Origin of the sequence: Streptomyces sp. NPDC048257 (genome assembly GCF_043201855.1) — a bacterium.
GTDB lineage: Bacteria > Actinomycetota > Actinomycetes > Streptomycetales > Streptomycetaceae > Streptomyces.
The window spans coordinates 470,165-492,938 of record NZ_JBICZI010000001.1 but is presented as its reverse complement, the minus strand read 5'-3'; the positions used below and the strand labels follow the sequence as shown (position 1 = coordinate 492,938).

Here is a 22,774-nt window from a genome sequence, read left to right as displayed (position 1 = left end):
GAGGCGGGTACCGGTCCCGGCGGGCCGGGGGCAGCAGGCGCCCGCTCCGTACCGTTGTGGAGGCCCGATGGCTGCTGCGGACCGTACCGATGGCAAGGCCCCTGGCGCCGGCCGCTCCGGCATCTTCCTGGGGTTCGCGCCGTGGATCATCTTCGACGTGGTGGCGGGCCCCAGCACCTGGAAGCTGGCCGCGCTCACCGCGCTGATCGCCTCACTGGTGCTGAACGTGCCCGACATGCGGCGGGGCAGCGTCAAGCTGCTGGAGGTCACCGGCATGGTGTTCTTCGCCGTCATCTCGATCCTGGCGCTGGTGCTCGACCGGGAGGACCTGCTCTGGCTGGAGACGTACGCGCAGACGTTGGCGAGCGCGGTGATCGCGGCCGTGGCCCTCGGGTCGCTGGCCTTCACCCCCTTCACCGAGCAGTACGCCCGCGAGTCGGTGCCGCGCGAGATCTGGGGCTCGCCGCTGTTCCGCCGGACGAACCGGATACTGACGGCCGTGTGGGGCGGGGTGTTCGTGATCATCGCGGTCTTCGGCCTGATCGCCGTGGAGGCCGGGCACCACGGGGACTGGCTCAACTGGGTCGTCCCCATCGTCCTGCTGGTGCTGGCGGTGAAGTTCACCGCCTGGTACCCGGAACGCGTCCGGGCGCAGGCCCAGGCGCAGGCACGGGACGGAGGACGGGACGCGGGCCGGGTGGCCTGAACCTCAGGCTGACGTGAAGAGTTCCGCGTGCGCGCCGTCGAGGACGAACCCGTTGTCGAAGCGGACGCGGACCGTCACGCGCAGCTTCTGCTCCTGGTGGGAGACCCACGCAGGTTCCAGGGAAGCGACCTTCTCCTCGAGCTGCTTCCTGCTCCCTTCGGGCATCTGATGCCCGAAGGAGCCGAGGAGGGACTTCAGCCGCTCGTACTCGCGCACGTCCTCGCCGCTCTGCCGCCGGGGCTCGTCCACCCGCTCGACGGTGCCCTCGGTGCCCGCCGCCAGGGCCAGGAACCCGGCGACGAGGTCCCCCTCCGCCGCAAGGGAATCGGTCAGCCTGAGGTCCGCGGCGAGCTGCACCCGGAGGCCTTGGTTCAACGTCATCGATCGTTCATCTCCCCGGTCGGTGCACGAGCCTATCGGTGACTCGCCCGCCGGGCTCGACCGGCACCGCTCGGTACGGGAAGGCCATGGGCCGACCGGCCTGCCGGTCGGTGTCGTCGTGGTCGCCGCCGATCCGTGCGGGGGCGCGCGGGGTTGCCCCGGACGGTCGTCAGCGGCGGGCCGACAGGTGGTCGGCGAGGGCCTCGTGGGTCAGGTGGAGGCCCGCCCGCAGGACGGCGTCGTGCCGGGTGGGGTGGGCCGCGCGGTGGGCGAGGTCCAGGCCGCGGGACCGGTCGAGGTCCGCGGCGCAGTCCTCGCCGCGCAGGGCGGCGTCCAGGGTGCGGGCGGTGGCCCGGACCAGCGGGACGAGGTCGCGCAGGGCGAGATCGGGGGGCCCGCCGCGGCCGACGTCCCCGGCGCGGCCGCATCGGTGGGCCCTGCCCTCGCCGCGCCGCAGACCTCGCCCGCGCCGGTGAGCCGTACGGTGGCCGCCGCCCCGTCCGTGGTCAACCCGGGCAACCAGGTGTCCCTCCAGTACGACCACGCCTCCTTACCGATGACCGCCACCGGCGGCGCGGCTCCCTACACCTGGTCGGCGGTCAACCTGCCCGCCGGTGCCTCGATCAACGCCTCGACCGGCCTGATCTCCGGTCTCCTGCGCGGCAGCGGAATCCGTACCGTGACCGTCACCGCCACGGATGCCAAGGGCGCTGCCGCCTCCACCACCTTCACCTGGCGCGTGATCCGCGACGCCTGCCCCCGCTGCTGACCCACCGCCCGGTGCCCCCGGCTGCCACCCCGGCCGGGGGCGCAGGCCCTGTTCCCCGGGCATGATGTGCGGATGCGTACGACGGAACCGGTAGCGAGGGCGCGGGCGCTGGCCGCCTCGGGCACGCGGCGCATCCTGGGCATCGCCGGGCCCCCGGGAGCCGGAAAGTCGACCCTGGCTGCCCGGCTCGCCGACGCGCTGGGTCCGGAGCGGGCCGTGGTGGTCCCGATGGACGGGTTCCACCTCGCCCGGGCCGAACTGGACCGGTTGGGCCGCGCGGACCGCAAGGGCGCCCCGGACACCTTCGACGCCGCCGGCTACGTCGCCCTGCTGCGCCGGCTGCGCGCGGAGAGGGGGCCCACGGTGTACGCGCCCGCCTTCGACCGCTCCCTGGAGGAGCCGATCGCGGGCAGCATCCCCGTGGCCCCGGACGTACCGCTGGTGATCACCGAGGGGAACTACCTGCTGCACGACGCGGGGGAGTGGGCGTCGGTACGGCCGCTGCTGGACGAGGCCTGGTACCTCGCCCCGGCCGAGGGCCTGCGCCTGGACCGGCTGATCGACCGGCACGTGCGCCACGGCAAGGACCCCGCGTACGCGCGTGCGTGGGTGGCCCGGTCGGACGAACCCAACGCCCGCCTCGTCGCCCTGGGCCGCCACCGCGCCGACCTCGTCCTCGACGCCGGCTGACAGCGCGGGCCGAGCAGCCCGCGCACCGGATCCGACCAGGCGTCACACCGGTTACGGAACGCGCCAGACGTTGGCGAACGCCGCGTTCTCGATGGACCGCCGTTGCCGGACGGCCTCCAGTTCCATCACCGCGTCGCCGACGACGGCCAGCACGGTCGTCACCGCTTCGTCGTCGACGCCCGGCTCGTCCTCGGACCGCGGACCACGGATGCCCACGGCCGCGGCGAGCGTGGCGAGGACGGGCTCGTCCTCGTCCCAGCGGCTGCGGGCCTGGCGGTGAGCGGGCGTATCGGCGACTTCCAGACGGTCGGTTCCGAAGGGCAGCAGGCCGCGGCGCCCCCGCGTCAGCTGACCGGCCTCCTCGAGAGAGGCCTGGTACGCCGCGGACAGGTCACGGCCGCGGCGCCACAGCCAGTCCTCGACCCGCTCGTAGGGCACCTGCCGGGTGAGCGCCGACGAGGCCTCGGCCAGGAGTTCGTCGTCCAGCGGGGGCTGCCCGCCCGGCACGATGCGGTCACCGTCCAGGACGGCGGCCTGCGCGTCGAGGAGATCGATCAGCTCGGCGCCGGCGAGGGCGAGCGACAGGTCGCCCTGCCCGACCGAATGGTCCGGCTGCGGGTCCATGGCGATGATGAACAGGTCTTTCGCCGTGCTCATGAACGGCTCCCCTCGAAGTCATCGGAAGTCGGATCCCGCTGATCACCTTCCCATGGTCGCACCAACGCCCACCATCGCCCCCGGGTTCCCGGACATCGCCCGGACGGACGCCTGGTCTTCCAGGAGGGCCTGGCCGACGTAGCCGCCGGGCGGGATGCCGCCGGGGACCACGAACGGGGACGAGGCCTCGGGGACCAGGTAGCGGCCGAGGGCGTCGCCGCGGGCGAGGCGGTGCTGGACGGGGACGAAGCCGGCGCGGGGGTCGCACTGCCAGGCGACGAAGAGCATCCCGGCGTCCGGCGTGGCGTCGGAGCGCAGGCCGTCGTAGTACGACCAGCCGCGGCGCAGCATGGTCGCGCCGTCGTCGGTAGGGGCGCGGCGGCCCGGCCCCGGTCGGTCCGCACCCCGAAGTCGAAGGCGGCCAGGCGGCCAGGCGGTCAGCCGGTCGGCGGCCGGGAAACCGGAGCCGGACGGAACGCGTTGCCCGCTTCGCCCCTCTTGCCGGGTGCGCCGCCCCACCGGGGGGGGGCTCCGGACCCGGGCGTCCGGATCGGCACGGGGCAAGAGGGTCTGCTGATTCATGGGTCTGACAAGTGGCACGCTCCTCGCGTGCGTAGCGGTCTGCACGGCGCTGCTGTTCGCCCTCACGGTGTGGCTGTGGCCGCGGTTGGGGCAGCGCGGCGCCCGCTGGGTGCTGGGGCGCGTCGGACTGGTCGCGCTCGTGCAGCTGTTGGTGCTCGCCTCGGTCGGGGCCGCCGCCAACCGCACCTTCCTCCTCTACGACTCCTGGGCCGATCTCGCCGGTACGAAGCGCCAGGCCCCGGCCGCCCCGGGCGGCGCCGCCGTGGAGGTTCTGGGCCGTCAGGCCCCGGAGGTTCCCGGGGGCCGGAACCCGCAGGTGGGCGGGGTGATCGAGAAGGTCACCATCCACGGCGAGCGCTCCCGGGCCGCCGCCGAGGCGTACGTGTACCTGCCCCCGGAGTACTTCGACCAGAGCGACCGGCAGCGCAGGTTCCCGGCAGCCGTCGTCCTCACGGGTTACCCGGGCATGGCGGAGAACCTGATCAAGAAGCTGCACTACCCGAGGCTGGCCTGGACCCTGGCCAAACAGAAGCGCATGCAGCCGATGATCCTGGTGATGATGCGGCCCACCATCGCCGCGCCCAACACCCAGTGCATCGACGTCCCCGGCGGCCCGCAGAGCGAGGCCTTCTTCGGCGCGGACGTCGTCAAGGCGGTGTCCGGCGCCTACCGCGTGGGCACCGCGCCACGGAACTGGGGCATCATCGGCGACTCCACCGGGGGCTACTGCGCCCTGAAGATGGCCGTGCAGCACCCGGAGGCGTACGCGGTCGGCGTGGGCCTGTCGGCGGAGTACAAGCCCGAGATCGACAAGGACTCCGGTGATCTGTTCCAGGGGAACAAGGACGAGGAGAAACGATCCGACCTGCTGTGGCACCTGGATCACCGGCCGCAGGGGAACACCTCGTTCCTGGTGACCTCTTCGCTGCGGGGCGAGCCGAACTACGGTGAGACGCAGGAGTTCATCCGCAAGGTCAAGGCGCCGGCGCACGTCTCGTCGATCATCCTCGACAGCGGGGGCCACAGCTTCAACACCTGGCTCCGGGAGATCCCGCCGGCGCTGGTCTGGACGGGCGCGCGGCTCGGGGCCGAGTGAGCGGGTGAGCGGGTGAGGAGCGGGAGAAACAGCGAGGGGCGGGGAGCGGCGGGTGAGCCGCGTCTCACCTGACCGCTGCCGCTTGTCTATGCAACGAGTTGCATAGAAGGATCGGGGCATGGCGCTCGACCACGCGATCCTCGTCTCCCTGCTGGAGAAGCCGGGCTCAGGCTATGAGCTGGCCCGCCGGTTCGACCGGTCCATCGGCTACTTCTGGACCGCCACCCACCAGCAGATCTACCGCGTGCTCGGGCGCATGGAGGGCGCCGGCCTGCTCGCCGTCCGCGAGGTGCCCCAGCAGGGCCGGCCGGACAAGAAGGAGTACTCCGTCGCCGGGCCCGGCCGCACCGTCCTCGCCCAGTGGCTGCACGAGCCGATCGAACCGGAGAGCCTCCGCCACGACCTCGCCGTCAAGATCCGCGGCGCGGCCTTCGACGACCCCGCCGCCCTGATCCACGAGGTCGAGCGGCACCACCGGGCACACAGCGACCGACTGGCCCGCTACCTCGCCGGCGAACTGCGCGACTTCACCGGGTCCGGCGCCCCCGCACCGCTGGACCCGGGGCAGGAGCTCCAGCACGTCGTGCTGCGCGGTGGCATCGCGTACGAGCGGATGACGATCGCCTGGCTCGACGACGTCCTCGCCACCCTCCACCGGATCGGCGGGGCACCGTCGGCCGGCACCCCCTGAGCCACACGGCACCACACCGCGCCGCGGTCACCGCACCCCGCCGCCCCCCCCCCCCCGCACGAGACCGGCCTTCGATCCTCCAACCCCTCGGAAGGTGAACCTCCATGGCAGACGCCCTGCTCTTCAACCCGCACACCTATGACCCGGCGCACTTCGACCCCGAGACCCGCAGGCTGCTGCGCGCCACCGTCGACTGGTTCGAGAGCCGCGGCAAGCGCCGGCTGATCGAGGACTACCGTTCCCGCGCCTGGCTGGCGGACTTCCTCGCGTTCTCCGCGAAGGAGGGGCTCTTCGCGACTTTCCTGACGCCGGCCGCGGCCGCCGGTGAGGAGGAGACCGACAAGCGCTGGGACACCGCACGCATCGCGGCTCTGAACGAGATCTTCGGCTTCTACGGCCTCGACTACTGGTACGCCTGGCAGGTCACGATCCTCGGCCTCGGCCCGGTCTGGCAGAGCGACAACGCCGACGCCCGCGCCCGCGCCGCGGAACTCCTCGCCGAGGGCGAGGTGTTCGCGTTCGGCCTGTCCGAGAAGACCCACGGCGCCGACATCTACTCCACCGACATGCTGCTGGAGCCCGACGCCGAGGGCGGTTTCCGCGCGAGCGGCTCCAAGTACTACATCGGCAACGGCAACGCCGCCGGTCTCGTCTCCGTCTTCGGCCGCCGCACCGACGTCGAGGGACCCGACGGCTACGTCTTCTTCGCCGCCGACAGCCGCCACCCGGCGTACGAGCTCGTGAAGAACGTCGTCGACTCCTCCAAGTACGTCAGCGAGTTCCGTCTCGTCGACTACCCGGTCCGCGCCGAGGACGTCCTGCACACCGGCCGGGCCGCCTTCGACGCCGCCCTGAACACCGTCAACGTCGGCAAGTTCAACCTCTGCACCGCCTCTGTCGGCATCTGCGAGCACGCGATGTACGAGGCCGTCACCCACGCGCACAACCGCGTCCTCTACGGCCGCCCCGTCACCGCCTTCCCGCACGTGCGCCGGGAGCTGGCCGACGCGTACGTCCGCCTGGTCGGGATGAAGCTGTTCAGCGACCGCGCCGTCGACTACTTCCGCTCCGCGGGCCCGGACGACCGCCGGTACCTGCTGTTCAACCCGATGACGAAGATGAAGGTGACCACGGAGGGCGAGAAGGTCATCGACCTGATGTGGGACGTCATCGCCGCGAAGGGCTTCGAGAAGGACAACTACTTCGCGCAGGCGGCCATCGAGATCCGCGGGCTCCCCAAGCTGGAGGGCACGGTCCACGTCAACCTCGCCCTGATCCTCAAGTTCATGCGCAACCACCTGCTGAACCCGGCCGAGTACCCGGTCGTGCCGACCCGTCTCGACGCGGCCGACGACGCCTTCCTGTTCCGGCAGGGACCGGCCCGGGGCCTCGGCTCCGTACGCTTCCACGACTGGCGCACCGCCTACGAGGCCTACGCCGAGGTGCCGAACGTGGCCCGGTTCCGCGAGCAGGCCGACGCGCTCTGCGCGTTCGCGGCCACCGTCGCCCCGGACGAGGAGCAGAGCCGCGACCTGGACTTCCTCCTCTCCGTGGGCCAGCTGTTCGCGCTGGTCGTGTACGGGCAGCTGGTCCTGGAGCAGGCCCGCCTGACGGGCCTGGACGAGTCCGTGCTGGACGAGCTGTTCTCCGTCCTCGTACGCGACTTCTCCGGCCACGCGGTCGAGCTGTACGGCAAGGACTCCGCCACCGCCGCCCAGCAGGAGTGGGCGCTCGGCGCGGTCCGGCGCCCGGTCGTCGACGAGGCCCGCTCGGCGCGTGTCTGGGACCGGGTCGAGGCCCTGTCGGGCACGTACGAGATGGCCCCGTAGGAAAGCGATCCGCCGGGGACCGGCACGGCCCGCGCGGCCGGTGCCGGTTCCCGTCGCCGTCTCCCCCGTCAGGCCTGCGCCGTGGGACGTACGACGATGTCGCCCACGTCGACACCGTCCGGCTGCTCGATGGCGATGGCGAAGGCGATGGCGAAGGCACGGGCCACCGCGTCCGTTGAGAGCGCGGTCTCCATACGGGGAGCGCCGCGGCGATGCCGTAGAGGACGCCCTTGAGGTTGACGTGCCCGTGACCAGCCCTCTCGCGACACCGCTTAGCCGACGAGGCGTCTGCGCCAGGTCAGCGGGGTGACCGTGATGGACCGGCCCGGGTCGCCGTCCCACTCCGACGGCAGACCCGCACGGGCGAGGGCGGCCACGACCTCACGGCCGACGGCGGCGGTCGTCGCGGAGGTCCCGTCGAAGCCGCCGTACAGCAGCGTCAGGCCGTGGCCGGCCGATGCCGCGTCCGTGCACTGGTTGTGGAAGTACACGAAGCCGCGGGCGTCCGGCCCGGCCTCCGCGCCGATCTCGGCCTGCCCGCAGCTGCGGCAGCAGGTGAAGTTCTCGCGCGCCGTGATGCCCGCCGCCTCCAGCTCGGCGAAGGCCCCGGACAGCCGTTCCGGATCGGTCTCGCCCTCCCAGCCCGTCTGCTCCTCGACCCGTTCGAGCCACATCCGGTCGGCGAGGGCTTCCGCCTGGGCGCGGGAGACGGGCCTGCGGTCCCCGGACACGAGGTAGTCCTCGGCCAGTTCGGCAAGGCCGGCCCGCGTCGTGTACCCGCCGGCCAGCACCTCGCGGATCCGGCCCTCCAGCAGCCCCCGCTCCTCCTCGTCGAGTACGAGCGGGGGCGCCGGCTGCGCGGGCGGGAACTCCACCCGCTCCCAGACGTGCCCGGCGTCCCAGCCGTCCCGGCGGCCGTCCGCCCACGCGGTCATGGCGGCGACGACCGCCCCGGGGCCTGCGGCCGACGCCCCGAAGTGCCGCTCCGGGTCCCCGTCGCGGTGCTCCAGGGTGTAGTCGCCGCCGGTACGGTGCCACACCTGGAGGAAGACGTCGGGCAGGTCGGGGATCGTCTGGACGACGAGGAAACGGTCACCGTCACCACCGATCCGGTGGACCAGCGCGGCGAGTTCCCCCTCGGTGGGCCGTACGTGCCGGGGGCCGGGTTCGGTCAGGACCGTGATCGCGAGCATGGTCGCCAGTGTGCCGGGCGGCACTGACAACGGGACCCGCGGTCAGACGAGCACGTCCGCCAGCAGCTTCGCGGTCCTGGCGATCAGCGTGTTGTCGCGCGGCGCCGTCGCCTCCTGCATGGTCGAGAGGATGGACAGGAGCACCGGCGGGCGTCCCGGGGGCCAGGCGATGCCCACGTTGTTGTTCGTCCCGTACGACCCGGCGCCCGTCTTGTCCGCGACGGCCCAGTCCTTCGGCAGTCCGGCCCGCAGGCGATCGCCACTGGTGGTGTTCGACAGCAGCCACCGGTTCAGCAGCTCCCGGTGCCCGGCGGCCAGCGCGTCGCCGAGTACCAGCCGTGCGTACGTCCGCCCGATCGCCCGGGGGCTGGTGGTGTCGGTCACCCGCCACGGCTCGGCCGTGTTCAGTTCGGGCTCCCACCGGTCCAGCCGTGTCGTACGGTCCCCGAGCGAGCGGCAGAAACGCGTGATGGCGGTGGGGCCGCCGAGCTCGCGCAGCAGGAGGTTGCCGGCCGCGTTGTCGCTCTGGGCGATGGCCGCGGAGCAGAGCTCCGCCACGGTCAGGCCGCTCGCGATGTTCTCGGGCCGTTCCGTGACGGATCCGCCGCCCGCGTCCGTGACGTCCTGGAGCGTGTAGTGGATGCGCTTGGCGAGGCGGTCGCCGCCGTGGTCGAGATCCCGCATCACGGCGGCCGCGGCGACCGTCTTGAACACCGAGCACATGGGGAACAGTTCGTCGGCCCGGTGGACCACGGTCCGGCCGGTGGCGGTGTCCCGCGCGAACACCCCCAGCCGTGCCCCGTACTCACGCTCCAGTGCGCGCAGTCCGGCCACGACGTCTCCATCGCCGCGTGCCGACGCGGCACGGGCCGCGCCCACCGGCAGCGCGGCGGCCAGCGCCGCACCCGCCCCCACGGTCAGCAGTGCACGACGGGAAGGTACTGCGCGGGGGGTCTTCACGTCAGGTTCTCCTCTTCCTGGCTGGTCATGTGCCCCCGAAGACGTCAAACGTGATCAATTCGGTTCCCGGAGGCACCCGCTCCCGAACACTCGGCCCGCGCGGGGCCGGGTTCCGGACCCGGTTGGCAGCCGGATCGCCGGCCCGCCCGGCGGTGACGGCGATGCGACCGGACGGGCGCACACCGGCGGACACTTCCCAGCAGAGGCGGGCGGCCCCACGGACGAACACGGCCGAGCGCCGCGCCGCTTTTCGGCCGTGTTCGTGAGCAAGGCCGAATATCATCCACAACCCCGGCAAACCACCTGCGGGAGGAGATCACTGCATCGAGGTAATGCGAACGGTTTTCAGGCTCAAGTGGGTGTACCCGTCGATACTGTTCCCCCGAATCTGGATGGATTCCCGGATATTCGCCCCCATTTTTCCTCGTTCTCTGGTGACGCGCGCGCCCGCCGATCACCGCCCTTACGAAGGAGAGCTCGCCCGATGACCGTTGACACCAGCCCGGAAGCGCAGCTGGAGCAGCCCCGGCAGTCCAGCCTGAGCACGGCGGCTGCCCGCAACCTCGCCAGCACGACCAAGTCCGCCCCGCAGATGCAGGAGATCACCTCCCGGTGGCTGCTGCGCATGCTCCCCTGGGTGGAGACCAAGGGTGGCACCTACCGGGTCAACCGCCGGCTGACGTACACCGTGGGCGACGGGACCATCGAGTTCGTCCAGGACGGCGCCAACGTCCGGGTGATCCCGCGCGAGCTCGGCGAACTGGCCCTGCTGCGCGGCTTCGACGACGACGACGTGCTGAACGCGATCGCCAACCGCTGCGTCCAGCGCGACTTCCGGGCCGGTGAGGTGATCGTCGAGCGCGGTGCCCCCGCCGACCAGATCCACCTCATCGCCCACGGCCGGATCAGCCAGACCTCCGTCGGCAAGTACGGTGACGACGTCGCCGTCGCCGTCCTGGCCGACGGCGACCGGTTCGGCGAGAACGCGCTGCTGGACGCCGACGCCACCTGGGACTACACGGCCACCGCCGAGACCCCCGGCATCCTGCTCACCCTGTCCCGCGGCGACTTCGCCACCGTGCTCTCCGCGGCGCCGCAACTCCAGGCCCACATCGAGCAGTTCAGCTCGCTCCCGCAGCAGCGCCAGAACCGGCACGGCGAGGCCGAGATCGCGATGTCCGCCGGCCACACCGGTGAGGCGGACCTGCCCGGCGCCTTCGTCGACTACGAGCTGAAGCCCCGCGAGTACGAACTCTCCATCGCGCAGACCGTGCTGCGGATCCACACCAGGGTCGCCGACCTCTACAACGGGCCGCACAACCAGACCGAGGAGCAGCTCAGGCTCACCATCGAGGCGCTGCGCGAGCGCCAGGAGCACGAGCTCATCAACAACCGGGACTTCGGTCTGCTCCACAACGCCGCCTTCAAGCAGCGGATCCAGACCCACTCGGGCCCGCCGACCCCGGACGACCTGGACGAGCTGCTCTGCCGCCGCCGCGGCTCCAAGTTCTTCCTCGCCCACCCCCGGACGATCGCCGCGATCGGGCGCGAGTTCAACGCCCGCGGGCTCTACCCGGACCACGTCGACGTCGGCGGGCAGCAGGTCCCGGCCTGGCGCGGGGTCCCGATCCTGCCGTGCAACAAGATCCCGATCAGCAAGGAGAACACCAGCTCGGTTCTGGTCATGCGAACCGGCGAGGACAACCAGGGCGTCATCGGCCTGCGCCAGACCGGCCTGCCGGAGGAGTACGAGCCCGGCCTCTCGGTGCGCTTCATGGGGATCAGCGAGCAGGCGATCATCTCCTACCTGGTCACCACCTACTTCTCCGCCGCGATCCTGGTGCCCGACGCGCTCGGTGTGCTGGAGAACGTGCAGATCGCCCGCAGGCGGGACTAAGAGGACCTGCCCGACGGCCGCGACAGCCAGGACCCGTGCCTGTCCTGGCCCGCCGAGCCCGCCCGGGATCCGGGACAGCCCACTTACCTCTCCAAGGAGTCACGGATGCCCGATCCTGGGCCTTCCCCTCTGCAGTCGAGCCTGCCTGCCGCCGCGGCCTCCTTCGGGGCCCACGTCCTCGCCGACGCCCTGACCGCCGGCGTCGAGGCCGCCGACGCCGGCGCGGGGCCCGTCCAGCCTTCTCCGCCTTCTTCCCCCGCCCCGCCCGCCCTGCCCACGGGTCCGCCCGTACTCGCACCCGCCTCCGGACCCGTACCCGCCCCGGCGGCGGCCGCTGCGCCGCAGCCGAGCCCCGCCCTCGAACGGATCCTGCGCGGTCCCAGCGGCATCGGTACGGCGAGCCTGCACTGGGGCCGGAGCGAGGCGCCCGCGACGCCCGAAGCGCCGGGGCCGACGGCCGGCAACCCGATCCCGGGCCTCTACTACCACCCGGTTCCGGAGCCCGATCCGGCGCGCGTGGAGGAGGTCAGCCGCAGGATCAAGGCCTGGGCGCTGGACGAGGTCGCGTTGTACCCGGAGGACTGGGAGGACCAGTTCGACGGCTTCTCCGTCGGGCGCTACATGGTCGCCTGCCATCCGGACGCCCCCGGCGTCGATCACCTGATGCTCGCCACCCGGTTGATGGTCGCGGAGAACGCGGTCGACGACTGCTACTGCGAGGACCACGGCGGCTCGCCCATCGGCCTCGGCGGACGCCTGCTGCTGGCACACACGGCTCTCGACCCGCTCCACACGACGAAGGAGTACGCGCCGCAGTGGGAGCAGTCGCTCCTCTCGGACGCACCCCGACGTGCCTACCGCTCCGCCATGGAGTACTTCCTCCAGGCGAGCACGCCCTCCCAGGCCGACCGGTTCCGGCACGACATGGCCCGCCTGCACATGGGCTACCTCGCCGAAGGGGCCTGGGCGCAGACGGAGTACGTCCCCGAGGTGTGGGAGTACCTGGCGATGCGGCAGTTCAACAACTTCCGCCCCTGCCCCACCATCACCGACACCGTCGGCGGCTATGAACTGCCCGCGGACCTGCACGCACAGCCCGCCATGCAACGGGTCATCGCGCTCGCCGGGAACGCCACCACCATCGTCAACGACCTGTACTCCTACACCAAGGAACTGGCCAGCCCCGGACGGCACCTCAACCTGCCGGTGGTGATCGCCGAACGCGAGAACTGCTCCGACCAGGAGGGTTACCTGAAGGCGGTCGAGGTCCACAACGACCTCATGCGCGACTTCGAGGCCGCCGCCGCCGACCTGGCCGTCACCTGTCCCGTTCCGAGCGTGCTGCGCTTCCTGCGGGGGGTGGCCGTGTGGGTCGACGGCAACCACTACTGGCACCAGACCAACACCTATCGCTACAGCCTGCCCGATTTCTGGTAAAGATGGGAATTGTTCATGACTAGCACCGATCTCACCGCCGCCGCCGGTACCTCCTCCGTGTTCATCCCCGGCCCGGTGACCCCCTACCAGGGGGACATCGCCCGCTACTGGGACCACGAGGCCAGGCCCGTGAACCTCCGTCTCGGCGACGTCGACGGCCTTTACCACCACCACTACGGCATCGGTGACATCGACCACGCCGCCCTCGGCGACACCGAGGACAGCGCATACGAGAAGAAGCTGATCGCCGAGCTCCACCGGCTGGAGTCGGCGCAGGCCGAGCTCCTCCTGCAACACCTCGGGCCCATCGGGCGCGACGACACCCTCGTCGACGCCGGCTGCGGCCGCGGCGGCTCGATGGTGATGGCCCACCAGCGCTTCGGATGCAAGGTCGAGGGTGTCACCCTGTCGGCCAAGCAGGCCGACTTCGCCAACCAGCGCGCCCACGAACTCGGCATCGAGGACCACGTCCGGGCCCGGGTCTGCAACATGCTCGGCACGCCGTTCGAGACCGGTCAGGCCGCGGGTTCGTGGAACAACGAGTCGAGCATGTACGTCGACCTCCACGACCTCTTCGCGGAGCACTCCCGTGTCCTCGAGGTCGGCGGCCGGTACGTGACCATCACCGGCTGCTGGAACCCGCGTTACGGCCAGCCCTCGAAGTGGGTCTCCCAGATCAACGCGCACTTCGAATGCAACATCCACTCCCGGCGGGAGTACCTGCGCGCGATGGCCGACAACCGTCTCGTCCCGCAGGCCGTCATCGACCTGACCCCCGACACCCTGCCGTACTGGGAGCTGCGGGCCACGTCCTCCCTGGTCACCGGCATCGAGGAGGCGTTCATCGAGTCCTACAAGGACGGCTCCTTCCAGTACGTCCTGATCGCGGCCGACCGCGTCTGACCCAGCGCCCGGTCAGGGGGCCGGGTCCGTCCCCCGGTCCCACCCGCTCCGCCCGCCCCCACCCGGCCCGGCCTGCCCGGTCCACTCAGTCCACGAGCACCCCGGGGTTGAGGATGCCCCGCGGATCGAGCGCCCCCTTCGCCGCCCGCAGGGCGAGGGCGAAGGGCTCGGGGCGCTGGCGGTCGTAGCCCGGCCGGTGGTCCCGGCCGACGGCGTGGTGGTGGGTGATGGTGGCCCGGTGGCGGTGCAGGACCTCGCCCGCCACGGCCTTCAGCTCGTCCCAGACGGCGACCTCGTCACCGGGTCGGCCCGCGGCGAGGACGGTGAAGTACGGCGCCGCGCCGTCGGGATACACGTGCGTCAGACGGCAGTTGACGGTCGCCGGGTGTCCGGTGGCCTTGACCGCCGCCTCGCCGACCTCCTTGCGTACGTCGTCGATCAGGCCGGGGATCCGGTCCCAGGTGGCCGCCGTCTCGAAGGTCTCCGCGACCGCGCCCATCCTGGCCAGACCGTCCCGGAGGTAGGGCATCCGCAGGAAGGCCGAGCGCCAGGCGCTCACGGCGGCGTCCTCGCCCGGGGCCTCCTCCGGGGCGCCGGTCCCGTCGCCCTCCCCGCCCCCGTACCGGCCGCCGTGCGAGCGGGCCAGCGCGACGGCCCGTTCGAGCCGGGCGGTCACCGGTTCGTCCGCCGACTCGAAGCCCAGGACCAGTACGGAACTCCCGTCGTGCGCCGCGCCCGACAGCGCGGCCTCACCGGAGTCCAGCAGGCGGCAGTTGGCGGGGGAGAGGTCGGACTGCGCGAGGGCGCGCACCGCCCGCAACGCGTTCCGGAAGTCCGTGAAGGCGACGGCGGCGGACGCCTTGTGGCGGGGGCGTTCCTGCAGGCGGACCCATGCCTCGGTGATGACCCCGAGGGCTCCTTCGGAGCCCAGGAACAGGCGGTCGGGGGAGGGGCCCGCCCCGGAGGCGGGCAGCCGCCAGGAGCTGCTGGTGCCGGCCGGGGTGACGACGCGCAGCGACTGCACGAAGTCGTCGATGTGCGTACGGCCGGTGGCGTAGTGGCCGCCGGCCCGGGTGGCGAGCCAGCCCCCCAGCGTCGAGAACTCGAAGCTCTGCGGGAAGTGGCGCAGGGTGAGGCCGTGGGGCCGCAGCTGGTCCTCCAGGCTCGGCCCGAGGGTGCCGGCCTGGATGCGCGCCGCCCGGCCCTCGGTGTCGACCTCCAGGACGCGGCCCATGGCGGTCAGGTCGAGGGACATGACCGCCCGGTGGGCGTCGCCGCGGTACTCCACACCCCCCGAGACCGAGGAACCCCCGCCGTACGGGACGACGGCGACCTGGTGTTCACCGGCCCAGTCCAGCAGATCGGCCACGCCCCGGTCGTCCGTGGGGCGGGCGACGAGGTCGGGGATCCGGCCGGGGCGCCCGCGCAGGGCGCGCACCACGTCCCGGTAGGCCTTGCCCATGGCGTGCGAAGCGCGGTCCGCGGGATCGGCGGTGACCAGGTGGGCGAGGCTCCGCGGGGGTGCGGCGGCGGGGCTGCCGATGCCCAGGTCGCTCACCCGGGGCACGGGGAGCGGGCGGCTGAGGGTGCCGGGGAGCAGGGCGCCGATCGCGGTGCACTCCGCGTCGTCGGGGTGCGCGTCCGCATAGCCCCAGCCCCACCAGGAGCGGGTACGGGACGTGGGCTGCGGGGTGGTGCCGGCCATGGCGGCGCTCCAGGGGTCGAGGTAATTTACCTTGCGGTAAATTACCTACTGATAATATCCGCTCATGGCAACCCCCGTCCCGCGTTCCCCGAAAGCCGGCACCAAGGGAGTCCCGCGGCAGCACCGCCGGCAGCAGATGCTGGAGGCGGCCACGGAGGAGTTCGGCACCCATGGGTACGCGGCCGCGTCGCTCCCGGCCATCGCCGCGCGCGTGGGCGTCACCAAGACGCTGCTGCACCAGTACTTCGGCACCAAGGAAGACCTGTACGTCGCCTGCCTGGTCCCCGTCGGTGACCGGCTGCTGGGCACCATCCGCGCGGCGATGGGCGAGGGCGGGGCCGCGCCGCACACACCGCTGCGCGTGCTCCACGGCATCTTCACCGCCCTGGAGGGGCAGCGAGAGGCGTGGTTCGTGCTCTACGACACCACCCTGCCGCCCGGGGGCGAGGCCGCGCGCCGGGCCGCGGAGTACTGGGCGGCCATCGACCGGCTCGCCGCCGGCGGCACCGCGGAACTGCTGCGCGCGGCCGGATCCACCGACCCGCTGGACGCCGACGCGCTCAAGTACGTCTGGCGGGACCTGGTCGCCACCCTCGTCCGCTGGTGGGTCAAGCACCCGGAGCAGACCCCGGCGGCCATGACCCAGCGCTGCGCCCGCCTCTTCGCGGCCGCCGCCACCCTCACCCCCTAGGAGGTGTCCGGGCGCCTTCCTGCTCGGCCTGCGCCGCATTCGCGGCCTTGAGCTTGCGCCACACGGTGCCCAGCGCCTCGAGGTCCCGCTCGTCGAGGAGCTCGGTGAAGACCGGGGCCAGGGCTTCGCGCCGGGTGGCGTCGGCGGCGGTGAACACCGTGCGGCCGGCCTCCGTGAGGGCGACCTCCACCGACCGGGCGTCGCGCGCCGAGGGTGTGCGGGTCACCAGGCCCCGGGTCTGCAGGGCGTCCACGACGCGGGAGACCTGGCTGCGGCTGAGCAGGGTGCTGTTGCCGAGGACGGAAGCGGGAACCGGCTCGGGGCTGGAGGCGAGCCACAGCATGACCTCGAACCAGGACACGGGGAGGTCGTGGGCCTTGACCAGGGCCCGGTCCACGCGCTCGGTCATGACCGTACCGGCCCACACCAGCCCGTAGAAGGCGTAGTCGGCCGCCGGCATCTCGGCTTCGGTGAGCTTCTTCGGCATGTCGGCAGTCTAGAGCTTGCGTGCGCACGCACATAATTTTATAGTGTGTGTGCACGCACATAAATCCCCCTTCGTGGAAGGCCCTGCCATGTCGACCCTCCCCACCACCCCCGCCGGCTCCTCCCGCACCGTCCTGATCACCGGCACCTCCTCGGGTATCGGCCTGGCCGCCGCGATCGCCGCCGCCCGCGCGGGCTGGCGTACGGTCGCCACCCTGCGGGACACCAGCCGCGCCGACGCCCTGCGCAAGGCCGCCGTCGAGGCGGGCGTCGAACTCGACATCCGGCACCTCGACGTCGTCGACGAGGCCTCCGTCGCCGCCGCCGTGGAGGGCGTGATCGCCGACTACGGCCGACTGGACGCCGTCGTGAACAACGCCGGCGCCGGGCACGTGGGCACCCTGGAGCTCGAAACCGTCGCCGACGTCCGCGAGGTCATGGAGGTCAACTTCTTCGGCGTACTGAACGTCTCCAAGGCCGCCCTGCCGCACCTGCGGGCCACCGGCGGCCGCCTGATCACCGTCACCAGCGTCGGCGGCGTCGTCGGCCAGCCCTTCAACGAGGCCTACTGCGCCGCGAAGTTCGCCGTGGAGGGCTACATGGAGAGCCTGGCCCCCGTCGCCGGTACCGTCGGGGTGGGCGTCTGCGTCATCGAGCCGGGCGCCGTGGCGACGGAGTTCGTGAACAACATCGGCCTCGACCTCGAAGCACGGATCGCCGCGGCCGGGCCGTACTCCGACGCGCTGCGCCACTACGTCGAGCGCACGGTCGGCCAGTTCATGGACGGCGCACAGACCCCGGCCGGCGCGGCCGAGTCCGTCATGGAGGCGCTCACCGTCGACCGGCCCGCGTTCCGCATCCAGACCTCGCAGTGGGCCCGTGATTTCACCGGGAACAAGCTGGCCGACCAGGACGGCTCGGCGGTCGTCGGCATGACCGGAACCTGGGTCGCCTGAGCCGCCGCGCGCGTCCGGGCGCGGGCCCCTGGCGCCGCCGACCTGTGCTCCGTGCGGAACGGGGTCATCATGGCCAGAGGTGGGCGAGTCCCCGCGCGGTCCCCGGACCGGGCGGGGCGGCCCGTCCGGGTCGGGAGGTGACTCGTAGGCATGGACGAATCGCGCAAGGCCTGGTTCATGATCGGCATGGTCGTCGCCGTCATCTTCCTGAACCTCATGGCCATCATCCTGATGAACGCCCTCGGGCGCTGACCGTGTGACGGTCCGCCGCCGCTCCCCGTGGTCCACGGGGCGGCGGCGTTCGTCCGTTCTGCCCCCGCACCATTTCTGACGTTCAGTCAACTTTCCTTGCATACAAGGCCTTGCGGGCTCCTCGCCATGCAAGGAACGGAGTCTGCCCCAACCCTTGCTGTGCCGCCCCGGTTCGCGAATGATGCTCCCGGCGTGTCGGTCGAAGGTGCTCGGTATCGATCCGTCCGCCACCCTCGCACCCGGCCGGCCAGGAGGCCCGTTTTGCGGACGAACCGTCACATCCGGAGATCGTCAGTGGTCGTCGGCGCCGCCCTCGCGGTGGTCGTCGCCGTTCCCCAGGTGGCCTTCGCGGCGCCGCCCCCGGCACTGCCCGGCAAGGCCGAGGCGATCGAGCTGGCCTACCAGCCGGCCTACGACTACGACACCGACGGCTGTTACCCGACACCCGCCATCGGCCCGACCGGAGTGCTGAACGGCGGACTCAAGCCCACCGGCGCCCTCAACGGCAGCTGCCGGGACGCCTCGGACCTCGCCAACACCAACGGATACTCCCGCTGGACCTGCAACAACGGCTGGTGCGCCGTCATCTACGCGCTGTACTTCGAGAAGGACCAGGCCCTGCCCGGCATCGAGCTCGGCGGCCACCGCCACGACTGGGAGCACGTGGTCGTGTGGATCCAGGGCAACGAGGCCAAGTACGTCGCGACCTCCGCCCACGGCGACTTCAGCATCCACTCGCGCGACCAGATCCGCTGGGACGGCAACCACCCCAAGATCGTCTATCACAAGGACGGCATCGGCACGCACTGCTTCCGCGCGGCCAACACCAACGACGAACCGCCCGAGAACCACCGCGGCGCCTGGCAGTTCCCCACCCTCGTCGGCTGGTCGGGCTACCCGGCGACCCTGCGGGACAAACTCACCCAGGCCGACTTCGGCAGCGCGCACTTCGGCCTGAAGGACGGCTCCTTCGCATCCCATCTGGCGGAGGCCAAGCCGGCCGGCATCCCCTTCGACCCGTACCAGTAGCACCCGCCACCGCACCTGTGCCGTGGCGTCAGCCGCCCCAGATCCTGCGGTACCCGTCGCGGTAACCGGACGGGTCCCAGGACGTGGCGCCGGCGCTGTTCCCGGCCGTGGAGATGTGCACGGGGGCCACGTAGCCGCTGGCGGGCCGGCCGGCGAAGGCACGGTTGAACTCGTCGACGATCTGCCAGCCCTGCTGGTTCAGCGGCTCGGGGACGGTGGCGGCCTGGAACTGCCTGCTGTTGATCCGCTGGAAGGCGGAGGGGTCGCCGTCGCCCGCACCGATGTTGAAGGGCGGACCGGATCCCTGCCGGCCGGCCGCCCGCAGGGCCGGGGCCGCGTCGGCGAAGTAGAGGTCGTTGATGGCGACGGAGTACGTCCAGTCGTCCTGGAAGCGCGAGAGCAGCGAGGAGACCGCCTGCGGGGTGCGGCTCGCGGCGTCCGGGATGGGAATGTTCTCGTACGTGAGGAGCCGTACGCCGGAACAGGTGGCGAGCTCCTTGCGGATCAGCTCGGCCTTGTTCTTGGCGAACGGGATCGAGTCGTCGGTGAAGAGGACGACTCCGGCGTCGCCCCCGGACCGGGAGATGATCCAGTCCGCGCTGATCCGCGCCACCTCCTCCACCTTCGTGGTGACGTTGGTGAACAGCCGGGGCCTCTCGCTCGGGCCGGGGGAGCCCACCGCGTGCCAGCCGACGACGGGGATGTCCGCCGCTTCGGCCCGCGCCATCTGCTGCGAGGTCAGCTGGGGATCGAAGCCGCCGATGACGATGCCCGAGGGGTGCAGGGTGATGGCCTGGCTGAGCGCTGCCTGGATGCCGGCGGGGGTGCCCTCCCCGTCGATCACCCGGACCCGCCAGCCGATCGCCTTCGCGGCCTCCTCGACGCCCTTCGCGACGCCCGCGACGCCGGGGTTGGTCATGGTCTGCGCCACGTAGACGACGGACTTGCCGGGCACCGCCGCGGGGCCCGTGGTGGGGCCGTGCCAGGAGGCGTCGGCGTTCTCGGCCCGCGCGACGGCCGTCCCGGCGCTCGCCAGGGCGGTGGGGCAGCCCGCGCTCGGCGGCGCGGCGCCGGTCGAGGGGCCGCTGCCGCAGCCGGCGACGAGGGCGGCGGCCGCCGTCAGCAGGGCTGCGGTCGTGAGGGTGGTCCTGCGGTGCGGGTCCTTCGGGTGCACGGTGCTCCTGACGGGGTGCGCGTATGAACGTTTCCGGCTCTTCTAGGGGCTGCTGTCCTTCGCCGGTGCGCCCGAGGTGCGCAGCCGGCGGCGGGCGGAGTAGCCGGCCAGGCCGACGGCGATGAGCAGGGTGCCGCCGTTGAACAGGGGCGTGGCCCAGAAGTCGGCGCCGAGCTGGCCGATGCCGGCGAGGCCGATGGCGAGGACGGCGACGGCCACGACGGTGCCGAGGGCGTTGACGCGACCGGGTTTGACCGTCGTGGCGCCGAGCAGGGCGCCGACGAACGCGGGCAACAGGTACTCCAGCCCGACGCTCGGGTTGCCGGTCTGCTGCTGGGCGGCGAGGAGGACGCCGGCGAGGCCGGCGACCAGGCCCGATCCGGCGAAGGCGTAGACGGAGTACCGGTGGGTGGGGATGCCGATGATGTCGGCGGTGCGCCGGCTGGAGCCGATGACGTAGAGGTACCGGCCGAGCGGCAGCCGCTCCAGGACCAGCCAGAGCACGGCGGTGAGGGCCAGGACGTAGAAGGCGGGCAGCGGCACGCCGAGATACCGGGAGTCGTAGAGGCCGGTGAAGGCGGCGGGCAGGCCGTTCGGGCCGGGGACGATCCGGGTGCCGTCGGTGATCCAGCCGGTGCAGGCGTACATCATGCTGCCGGTGCCGAGGGTGGCGATGAAGGAGTCGATCCGCCCGAACTCGACGATGACGCCGTTGAGAACACCGACCAACGCACCGCCGAGGACGACGGCGAGGCAGGCCGCCGGCCAGGGCCAGCCGGCATGGACGATGAGCTGCATCACCATCACGTGGGCGAGGCCCAGGCCGTAGCCCATGGACAGGTCGAACTTGCCGGTGGCGATGGGGATCGTCGCGCCGAGCGCCAGGATGGCGGGGATCGACTGGTTGGAGAGGATCGAGGAGACGTTGTCCCGGGTGGGGAAGGTGTCCGGCAGGACGAGGGAGAAGACCAGGAAGAGCAGCACGGCGAGGGCCGGCAGGCCGTAGGTGCCGATGTGGTGACCACGCAGGTGGTCCGGCAGGGATCGCGGCGAGGGCGGGGGTGAGGTGGTCATCGGTCCGTCGCGGTCCCGGTGATGGCGGGCATCGCCGAGGCGGTGCGGGTGAGTTCGGCGACGGTCAGGGCCGCGCCGGTCAGCTCGGCGCTCACGGACCCGCGGACGAACACCAGCGCGCGATGGCACACGTCCGCGACCTCTTCGAAATCGGTGGAGATGAGCAGGACCGCGAGGCCCGAGCCCAGTGCGTCCCCGAGCAGCCGGTGGATGCCGGCCTTGGCGCCGACGTCCACACCGGCGGTCGGCTCTTCGAGGACGAGCAGGCGCAGGTGCCCCCGGAGCCAACGGCCGACCATGACCTTCTGCTGGTTGCCGCCGGACAGGGTGGCGATCGGCACCTCGCTGTCGCGGGGGTGCACCGAGAACCGGTCGATGAGGGCGGCGGCCTCGGCGCGCTCGCGGCGGGGACCGAGCCAGTGCACGGCCGGGGCGCCGGACGCGCGGGGGTTCGCCAGGAAGTTCTCCCGGACGGTCAGGTCGGCGGCGCAGCCCTCCTCCTGACGGTTGGCCGCCACGAAGCCGACACCGGAGTCGAGGGCGGCGCTGACCGTACGCGGACGGTACGGACGGCCGTCGAGCAGCACCCGCCCGCCGAGGATCGGCCGGGCGCCCGCCAGGGCGCGACCGAGTTCCATGTGGCCGGCGCCGGTCAGGCCCACCATGCCGAGGATCTCACCGGCCCGCAGGTCGAGGCTGACCTCTCCGGTGGACGTGGTCCGCACCCGGTCGAGGCTCAGCCGGGTTGCGCCGACGGTGGGGGGAGTGCCCGCCGGCCGGCCGGCGGGGGCGTGGCCGACGATCGCCCGGACCAGGCGGTCGGGGCTGTGACCGGCGAGCGGGCCCCGGTCGACCAGCCGGCCGTCCCGCAGTACGGCGAAGGTGTCGGCGACCTCGTAGACCTCGTCGAGCCGGTGGCTGACGTAGAGGATGCCGTGGCCGCGGTCGCGCAGGGTGTGCAGGACGTCGAAGAGCCGCGCGCAGTCGGCGGCGGGGAGGGTGGCCGTGGGTTCGTCCAGCACGATGAGCTCGGCCCGGGTGGCGAGGGCGCGGGCGATGGCGACGAGGGAGCGCTCGGCGGGGGCGAGGCCGGAGATACGGGCGTCGGCGTCCAGGTGGCCCGCGACGATGCGCAGGGCCTCGTCGCACCGTTCCCGGGTACGCCGCCAGGAGATCAGTCCGCCGCGGCGGGGGTAGCCGGTGCCCAGGGCGATGTTCTCGGCCACGGTCATCCACGGGACGAGGCCGAGGTCCTGGTGGATGAAGGACATGGTCCGGGTCGCGGCGTGGGTGCCCAGGGGGTGACCGGCCACCGTCACCTGGCCCTCGTCGGCGTGGTGGACCCCGGCGAGCACCTTGATGAGGGTGGACTTTCCGGCTCCGTTGGGGCCGAGCAGGGCGAGGACGCTGCCGCGGTGGACGTCGAGATCGACCGAGGCCAGTGCGTGGGTGCCGCCGAACCGCTTGCTCAGACCGCGCATACGGACGAGTGGTGCGGCACCGGCGTGCGGGGGTGGGCCCGCCCAGGTGTCGGGAGCGTCATGCACAGACTTCTCCGGGGGTCGGCCTCCGAGTTCTTCCCGACGGTACGGGGCACTCTACGGGGATATGGCGGT

General features: G+C 72.2%; 23 protein-coding genes. 12 read left to right on the top strand and 11 right to left on the bottom strand.

The features are described from left to right. Positions 1-67: 67 nt before the first annotated feature. Complete coding sequence (locus ACGFZK_RS02425; protein ID WP_393846947.1) at positions 68-706, top strand: hypothetical protein; 639 nt, start codon at positions 68-70, stop codon at positions 704-706. 3 nt (positions 707-709) lie between these two features. On the opposite strand, the gene ACGFZK_RS02420 is transcribed toward ACGFZK_RS02425, so the two are convergent. Beyond that, positions 710-1,087: a hypothetical protein gene (locus tag ACGFZK_RS02420; protein WP_393846946.1), complete on the bottom strand. Its 378-nt coding sequence runs from the start codon at positions 1,085-1,087 to the stop codon at positions 710-712. A 22-nt stretch (positions 1,088-1,109) separates the two neighbouring features. On the opposite strand from ACGFZK_RS02420, the gene ACGFZK_RS02415 reads away from it, so the two are divergent. Both ACGFZK_RS02415 and ACGFZK_RS02410 read left to right on the top strand, forming a co-directional pair. Beyond that, the gene (locus tag ACGFZK_RS02415; protein ID WP_393846945.1) at positions 1,110-1,856 is read left to right on the top strand and encodes a putative Ig domain-containing protein; all 747 of its coding nucleotides are present in this window, start codon (positions 1,110-1,112) and stop codon (positions 1,854-1,856) included. Between the two features lie 72 nt (positions 1,857-1,928). Next, entirely contained in the window at positions 1,929-2,546 is a 618-nt protein-coding gene (locus ACGFZK_RS02410) for a nucleoside/nucleotide kinase family protein (protein ID WP_393846944.1), read from the top strand. Between the two features lie 51 nt (positions 2,547-2,597). Here ACGFZK_RS02410 and ACGFZK_RS02405 read toward each other — a convergent pair whose 3' ends face one another. Together ACGFZK_RS02405 and ACGFZK_RS02400 are read right to left on the bottom strand one after the other, a co-directional pair. After that, positions 2,598-3,203, bottom strand: a complete 606-nt coding sequence (locus ACGFZK_RS02405) for a GPP34 family phosphoprotein (protein ID WP_393846943.1) — start codon at positions 3,201-3,203, stop codon at positions 2,598-2,600. A gap of 42 nt (positions 3,204-3,245) precedes the next feature. After that, complete coding sequence (locus tag ACGFZK_RS02400) at positions 3,246-3,785, bottom strand: hypothetical protein (RefSeq protein WP_393846942.1); 540 nt, start codon at positions 3,783-3,785, stop codon at positions 3,246-3,248. On the opposite strand from ACGFZK_RS02400, the gene ACGFZK_RS02395 reads away from it, so the two are divergent. The 3 genes from ACGFZK_RS02395 to ACGFZK_RS02385 all read left to right on the top strand — a co-directional run bounded on the left by ACGFZK_RS02395 (position 3,784) and on the right by ACGFZK_RS02385 (position 7,401). After that, the gene (locus ACGFZK_RS02395; protein ID WP_393846941.1) at positions 3,784-4,881 is read left to right on the top strand and encodes an alpha/beta hydrolase; all 1,098 of its coding nucleotides are present in this window, start codon (positions 3,784-3,786) and stop codon (positions 4,879-4,881) included. The genes ACGFZK_RS02400 and ACGFZK_RS02395 overlap by 2 nt on opposite strands. A gap of 118 nt (positions 4,882-4,999) precedes the next feature. After that, positions 5,000-5,572, top strand: a complete 573-nt coding sequence (locus tag ACGFZK_RS02390) for a PadR family transcriptional regulator (protein WP_393846940.1) — start codon at positions 5,000-5,002, stop codon at positions 5,570-5,572. 104 nt (positions 5,573-5,676) lie between these two features. Then, complete coding sequence (locus tag ACGFZK_RS02385) at positions 5,677-7,401, top strand: acyl-CoA dehydrogenase family protein (protein WP_393846939.1); 1,725 nt, start codon at positions 5,677-5,679, stop codon at positions 7,399-7,401. 68 nt (positions 7,402-7,469) lie between these two features. Here ACGFZK_RS02385 and ACGFZK_RS02380 read toward each other — a convergent pair whose 3' ends face one another. The 3 genes from ACGFZK_RS02380 to bla all read right to left on the bottom strand — a co-directional run bounded on the left by ACGFZK_RS02380 (position 7,470) and on the right by bla (position 9,554). Next, positions 7,470-7,595 (bottom strand): hypothetical protein, encoded by a 126-nt coding sequence (locus ACGFZK_RS02380; RefSeq protein ID WP_393847274.1) that lies wholly within the window; start codon positions 7,593-7,595, stop codon positions 7,470-7,472. Positions 7,596-7,673: 78 nt separating this feature from the next. After that, positions 7,674-8,594 carry a DUF6891 domain-containing protein gene (locus ACGFZK_RS02375; RefSeq protein WP_393846938.1) on the bottom strand — a complete coding sequence of 307 codons (921 nt, stop codon included), beginning with the start codon at positions 8,592-8,594 and terminating at the stop codon, positions 7,674-7,676. A 42-nt stretch (positions 8,595-8,636) separates the two neighbouring features. Further along, on the bottom strand, positions 8,637-9,554 hold the full coding sequence (bla, locus tag ACGFZK_RS02370; protein ID WP_393846937.1) for a class A beta-lactamase: 918 nt from the start codon (positions 9,552-9,554) through the stop codon (positions 8,637-8,639). 484 nt (positions 9,555-10,038) lie between these two features. Between bla and ACGFZK_RS02365 the strand changes: the two genes are divergently transcribed. The 3 genes from ACGFZK_RS02365 to ACGFZK_RS02355 all read left to right on the top strand — a co-directional run bounded on the left by ACGFZK_RS02365 (position 10,039) and on the right by ACGFZK_RS02355 (position 13,791). Next, positions 10,039-11,451: a family 2B encapsulin nanocompartment shell protein gene (locus ACGFZK_RS02365; protein WP_393846936.1), complete on the top strand. Its 1,413-nt coding sequence runs from the start codon at positions 10,039-10,041 to the stop codon at positions 11,449-11,451. Between the two features lie 105 nt (positions 11,452-11,556). Then, entirely contained in the window at positions 11,557-12,888 is a 1,332-nt protein-coding gene (locus ACGFZK_RS02360; protein ID WP_393846935.1) for a family 2 encapsulin nanocompartment cargo protein terpene cyclase, read from the top strand. Between the two features lie 15 nt (positions 12,889-12,903). Then, positions 12,904-13,791, top strand: a complete 888-nt coding sequence (locus ACGFZK_RS02355) for a geranyl diphosphate 2-C-methyltransferase (RefSeq protein ID WP_393846934.1) — start codon at positions 12,904-12,906, stop codon at positions 13,789-13,791. An 85-nt stretch (positions 13,792-13,876) separates the two neighbouring features. Here the strand turns inward: ACGFZK_RS02355 and ACGFZK_RS02350 are convergent, their stop codons facing one another. Continuing rightward, positions 13,877-15,496, bottom strand: coding sequence for an FAD-binding oxidoreductase (locus ACGFZK_RS02350; RefSeq protein WP_393846933.1), 1,620 nt, complete (start codon positions 15,494-15,496; stop codon positions 13,877-13,879). Positions 15,497-15,560: 64 nt separating this feature from the next. Between ACGFZK_RS02350 and ACGFZK_RS02345 the strand changes: the two genes are divergently transcribed. After that, a complete protein-coding gene (locus ACGFZK_RS02345) occupies positions 15,561-16,187 on the top strand; it encodes a TetR/AcrR family transcriptional regulator (RefSeq protein ID WP_393846932.1) in 627 nt (208 codons plus the stop codon). On the opposite strand, the gene ACGFZK_RS02340 is transcribed toward ACGFZK_RS02345, so the two are convergent. Next, on the bottom strand, positions 16,177-16,674 hold the full coding sequence (locus ACGFZK_RS02340) for a MarR family winged helix-turn-helix transcriptional regulator (RefSeq protein WP_393846931.1): 498 nt from the start codon (positions 16,672-16,674) through the stop codon (positions 16,177-16,179). The two genes, ACGFZK_RS02345 and ACGFZK_RS02340, sit on opposite strands and share 11 nt — an antisense overlap. A gap of 88 nt (positions 16,675-16,762) precedes the next feature. Between ACGFZK_RS02340 and ACGFZK_RS02335 the strand changes: the two genes are divergently transcribed. Both ACGFZK_RS02335 and ACGFZK_RS02330 read left to right on the top strand, forming a co-directional pair. After that, positions 16,763-17,629, top strand: a complete 867-nt coding sequence (locus tag ACGFZK_RS02335; RefSeq protein ID WP_393846930.1) for an SDR family NAD(P)-dependent oxidoreductase — start codon at positions 16,763-16,765, stop codon at positions 17,627-17,629. A gap of 513 nt (positions 17,630-18,142) precedes the next feature. Beyond that, the gene (locus tag ACGFZK_RS02330) at positions 18,143-18,910 is read left to right on the top strand and encodes an NPP1 family protein (protein ID WP_393846929.1); all 768 of its coding nucleotides are present in this window, start codon (positions 18,143-18,145) and stop codon (positions 18,908-18,910) included. A 28-nt stretch (positions 18,911-18,938) separates the two neighbouring features. Here ACGFZK_RS02330 and ACGFZK_RS02325 read toward each other — a convergent pair whose 3' ends face one another. Genes ACGFZK_RS02325 through ACGFZK_RS02315 form a run of 3 tightly spaced genes read right to left on the bottom strand, consistent with a single transcriptional unit; the run spans position 18,939 to position 22,705 of the window. Then, positions 18,939-20,084 carry a substrate-binding domain-containing protein gene (locus ACGFZK_RS02325; protein WP_393846928.1) on the bottom strand — a complete coding sequence of 382 codons (1,146 nt, stop codon included), beginning with the start codon at positions 20,082-20,084 and terminating at the stop codon, positions 18,939-18,941. A gap of 42 nt (positions 20,085-20,126) precedes the next feature. Beyond that, complete coding sequence (locus ACGFZK_RS02320) at positions 20,127-21,158, bottom strand: ABC transporter permease (protein WP_393846927.1); 1,032 nt, start codon at positions 21,156-21,158, stop codon at positions 20,127-20,129. After that, entirely contained in the window at positions 21,155-22,705 is a 1,551-nt protein-coding gene (locus tag ACGFZK_RS02315; protein WP_393846926.1) for a sugar ABC transporter ATP-binding protein, read from the bottom strand. Before ACGFZK_RS02315 ends, ACGFZK_RS02320 begins: the two co-directional genes overlap by 4 nt. Between the last annotated feature and the right edge of the window lie 69 nt (positions 22,706-22,774).